This window comes from Microbacterium sp. P2_F9, from assembly GCF_056403635.1.
Genome location: NZ_JBFUFC010000255.1, coordinates 1 through 4,459, shown reverse-complemented (window position 1 = coordinate 4,459; position 4,459 = coordinate 1). Strand labels below are relative to the sequence as shown.

The following is a 4,459-nucleotide window of genomic DNA, read 5'->3' as shown; positions in this document are numbered from 1 at the left end:
GTTCCACGTCGGCGGTGAGCGCGAGGACCGCGTCGACGTGCGAGCGCCCGTGGCCGTGGATGCCCGCGATGCCGACGCGCAGCGGTGCGGTCACAGCCCTGCCTGCGAACGAAGGCCCGGAAGCGCCCGCTCCACCGCGGCAGCGTCCGCGAGCTCTTCGTCCAGGACGAAGGCGGTGAGTTCGAGGTTCAGCTCGCCGCCCTCCGGGATCGAGCGCGGCTCATCCCACGCGATCGAAGGGCCGGCGCCGAGGTATTCGGCGTACCGCACGAACCACGGCAGCAGTTCGTCGCCCTGTACGAGCACGACCGTCGTTCCGCGCTCGGGAAAGGTGAAGGCGAGCCAGGGTGTGGCCGCCCCGTGCACCTCGCGCTCGGTGTCGCCCGCGGGGCTGAAGACGCGGGCGATCTCCGGCGCGAACCGCCAGAAGATGCCCCCGTACCCGGCGCCGTCACGCCCATTCGTCGCCGGCGAGCCGAAGGTGATCGCGTCGAGCGTCGCCTTGAGATGGCTGCGCCACCGCAGCGCCCACCCGTTCTCGATCTCAGCCGAACGCAGCTCGCGCACCTCGACGAGCTGGGTCGTCCCGGTGTGGTCGACCCAACTGAGCCGCTCGTCGAGAGAGTGGCCGTCGATGCGCAGGCGATCCCGGCGCTGACGCCCATGGTTCGGAACCATGATCGACCCCTCGCCGCGCACGTACGTGCGACCGCCCCAATAGGAGGTGCCGTTGACGTCGGGGATCGCCAGGCTCACGCCCAGGTGATGCGGGTGGTCGGTCGGTTCAGTCACCGACAGCGGCGTGCCCGCCCTCGAGACCACGCTGTCCAGGAACGGCCGCGGCGAGAGCACCGAGTCGACGCTCGCACCGACTTCGTACTGCGCCACCACGGTCGATCCGAGTCGAAGCACGGGGCGCGCGGGTCCGACCCATCCACTGGCGTGCGACGCGGGCCCGGAACTCCGCCGGGCGACCAGCACCGGGCGGTAGAACAGGGGATGGTCGGCCTTCTCGCCCTCCAGCGCCTGCCGCATCCGCTGCCATGCCTGCCGCCCGATCTCGATGCGCGGCACCGACATTGTGGTCAACGGTGGAGCGGCGAATCGGGACTGCGGGATGTCGTCGATGCCGACGACCGAGAGCTGCTCGGGCACCTCGACGCCCATTTCTCCCAGACGCGAGAGCAGGCCGAGCGCGACGAGGTCGTTGAACGCGATCGCGGCTGTCGCCCCGGTCTCGAGCACCGCATCGGCGGCGTCGTAGCCCGCCTCCATGCTCGAGCCGGCGCTGATCGTGAGGAACTCCAGCTCTGGGAACTCCCGTGCGAGCTCGCCGAGACCCAAGGCTCGCTGCTCGTTCGCATAGCTGAGCGGCGGGCCCGCGACATACGCGATGCGACGGTGGCCGAAGCCCATCAGGTGGACGCCGAGCTCTTTGATGGCGGTGCCGTAGTCCACGGCGAGCTGCGCGGCGGCGGTGTCGTCGACGCGGCGATTCACGACCACGACCGGTGACGTGCGCTGGATCAGCTCCTCGAGCTCTCGATCCGGCATTCGCGGTGACACGAGCACCAGAGCGTCGCATTTGCTGCGCGCCTCCACGGCGATCTCCGCTTCGACTCCCACCGCTTCGGCACTGTCGGCGACGAGCACCCGATAGCCATCGCGGGCCGCCGCCACCGTCAGGCCCTTGAGCACACCCTGGAACATCGGGTTCTCGAGGTCGGGCACGAGGAGGGCGATCGTGTGGCTGTTCCCCCGCACGAGGCTGCGCGCGGCCTCGCTGGGCGAGTAGTTCAATGCCGCGACGGCGCGGTTGACCTTCGCGACGATCGCGGGATCGACGGTGGCGACGCCGTTCAGCACTCGCGACACCGACGCCTGCGACACGCCGGCGTACTGCGCGACCTGCGACATCGTGATGGGGCGCGACGTGACCTCGGTCAACAGTGCCTCCTGGTGCTTCCTGTCTCAATCATGGGCGTGTCTGACCGTGAAGGGGCGCTTTCGCGCCTTCCTGGTCGGTACTGCCCGGGGCCGGACCCCTCATCACTTCGATCCGGCCCCGGGCAGTCTATGGACGGGCGAGCCGCGTACGGACGGACGCGGCTCGCCCGCCGGCTCAGATGGCGGCGTCGTCGAGCGCCTGCTGGAGCTCGGCGATGAAGCTCGCCGCTGCGTCCTCAGGCGTCATGTCGCCGAACAGCACCTTCTGGGTGTGCTGGTCGATGATCGTCTCGATCGCGCCACCGCCCGGCGGGGTCGCCGGCGGGGCGTCGCCCACGCGGGGGGCGATCCTCTCGAGGAAGTCGACGACCTCCTGGTTGACCTCGTCGAGCTCCGGGGTGATGTACTCACGGATCTTCTCGTTGGCGGGCACACCGCGCTCGGCGAGCAGGATGTCGGCGGCTTCCTCGCTGTTGGCGAGCCAGTCGAGGAACAGCGCGACCTCGCCGGGGTGCTCGGTCTTGGCCGAGGCCGACCAGAACATCGACGGCTTGTAGTACGCCGCCGCGCTCTCGCCCTCATCGGGCGTCGGCACCATGAGCGGCTCGAGGTTCTGACCGCTGGCGCTGCGGAGCGCGGCGACCTGGTTCGACCACCACGGTCCGAAAGCTGACTGGTTCGTCGCGGTGAAGGACTCGGCGAGACCGGCGGACTCGCGCTCGATCGTCGCGGACGGGTCGGGCGTGCCCCCTGCGGCTGTGGTGTCGAGCAGCAGCTGCCACCACTCCGCGAGGGTCTCCTCCGAGGCGGTGACCTCGGGCGAGCCGTCCTCGGCGTAGAGCGACTCGCCGTGCTGGCGGAGCCAGTTGTTCAAGCCGCCGTCCTCGAAGCCCCACGACTGCGAGCCGATGACCGCGCCGCCGCTCGCGGCGGTGATCTCTTCTGCCAATGCCGTGAAGTCATCCCACGACCAGGTCTCGTCGTCGGGGACGTCGATGTCGAGGCTCTCGAGCAGGTCGAGGTTCGCCATGTAGGTGTAGGAGTTGATGCCCACCGGCACGCCGTACTGCACGCCGTCGAGGGCACCCGTGCCGAGCACCGGTGCGGGGAAGTCCTCGGTCGGCAGCGCCGAGCCGAGGGTGCCGAGGTCGAGCAGCACGCCGTTCGCGGCATACGTCGACAGCTGCTTCTCGTCCATCTGGATGATGTCGGGGGCGTCTCCGGCGGCCACGGTCGTCGCCAGCTTGTCCCAGTAGCCGGCCCAGTCGGTGTACTGCGGCTCGATGGTGATGTTCTCGTGCTCGGCCTCGAAGGCCACGATGAGCTGCTCGGTGATCTCGTGGCGGACGTCGTTGCCCCACCAGGTGAAGCTCAGCGTGACGGGCTCGTCGGACAGGGTGGGCGCGGTGTCGGGGGCCTCCGCGGGGGCGCCTCCCGCGCACGCCGTCAGTGCCAGCGCCGTCGCTGCGCCGACGGCGGTGAACAGCAACCAGCGGTTAGCGGTTCTGGTGCGTCGCATGTCTTGCATCCTTTCGACCGAGGTCGGGTTTGTTGTGTGGTGCGTGTGATGAGGGTGAGCCCGGCGGGCCCGCGAAGAGGTGCGTGACGAACTCGTCACTTGATTCCCGTGGTCGCGATTCCCTTGATGAGGAACTTCTGGCCGAACAGGAAGATCAGGAAGATCGGGATCAGCGAGACGACGCTCATCGCGAACATCTGCGCGTAGTTGGTCGTGCTCTGCGCGTCCTCGAAGGAGCGCAGCGCCAGCGGCACCGTGTACAGCTCGGGCTTGGTCAGGAAGATCAGCTGAGAGAAGAAGTCATTCCACGTCCAGATGAAGGTGAAGATCGCGCAGGTCGCGAGCGCCGGCACCATCAGCGGCAGGATGATCTGCAGGAAGATGCGCGGGTGGCCGGCCCCGTCGATGCGAGCCGCCTCATCGAGCTCCTTCGGGATGCCGCGGATGAACTGCACCATCAGGAAGATGAAGAACGCATCGGTCGCGAGGAATTTCGGCACGATCAGCGGCAGGAAGGTGTTGATCCATTCGAGCTGCGAGAACAGCACGTACTGCGGAACGATGATCACGTGGATGGGGAGCATGATGCTCAGCAGCATCACCGCGAACCAGAAGCGCTTGCCGTTGAACTGCAGCCGCGCGAACGCGTAGGCCGCCATCGAGCACGACACCAGGTTGCCGATGATGCACCCGATCACGATCAGTGCCGAGTTCCACATGTAGACGTTGAAGGGGAACGCCAGCGCGTTCCAGCCGTCGACGTAGTTCGAGATCATGAAGCTGTCGGGAATGATGCTCGGATCGCGGAAGATCTCGTCATTGGGCCGCAGCGAGCTCACGACCATCCAGATCACCGGGTACAGCATCCCGAGCGCCAGCGCGATCAGCAGCGCGTGCCGCACGATGCTCGTCATCGGCCTGCGGAACGGGTTGCGCCGGCGCTCGATTCGAGGGCGTCCCGTGACGATGGTCTCGGTCAAGAGGGGGCCCGTC

The 4,459-nt window shown here is 68.0% G+C and carries 3 protein-coding genes; all 3 read right to left on the bottom strand.

Going from position 1 to position 4,459, the window contains the following annotated elements; genetic code table 11:
* Nucleotides 1–90: 90 nt before the first annotated feature.
* Nucleotides 91–1,947 carry a DUF6807 family protein gene (locus AC1DVT_RS18265; RefSeq protein ID WP_457099129.1) on the bottom strand — a complete coding sequence of 619 codons (1,857 nt, stop codon included), beginning with the start codon at nt 1,945–1,947 and terminating at the stop codon, nt 91–93.
* 175 nt (nt 1,948–2,122) lie between these two features.
* Complete coding sequence (locus tag AC1DVT_RS18260) at nt 2,123–3,466, bottom strand: ABC transporter substrate-binding protein (protein ID WP_477390582.1); 1,344 nt, start codon at nt 3,464–3,466, stop codon at nt 2,123–2,125.
* A 95-nt stretch (nt 3,467–3,561) separates the two neighbouring features.
* Nucleotides 3,562–4,413: a carbohydrate ABC transporter permease gene (locus AC1DVT_RS18255; RefSeq protein WP_477390584.1), complete on the bottom strand. Its 852-nt coding sequence runs from the start codon at nt 4,411–4,413 to the stop codon at nt 3,562–3,564.
* Between the last annotated feature and the right edge of the window lie 46 nt (nt 4,414–4,459).

Bases quoted from the DNA above. Each gene is read 5' to 3' on its own strand.
- AC1DVT_RS18260 (WP_477390582.1), bottom strand. From the start codon at position 3,466: ATGCGACGCACCAGAACCGCTAACCGCTGGTTGCTGTTCACCGCCGTC.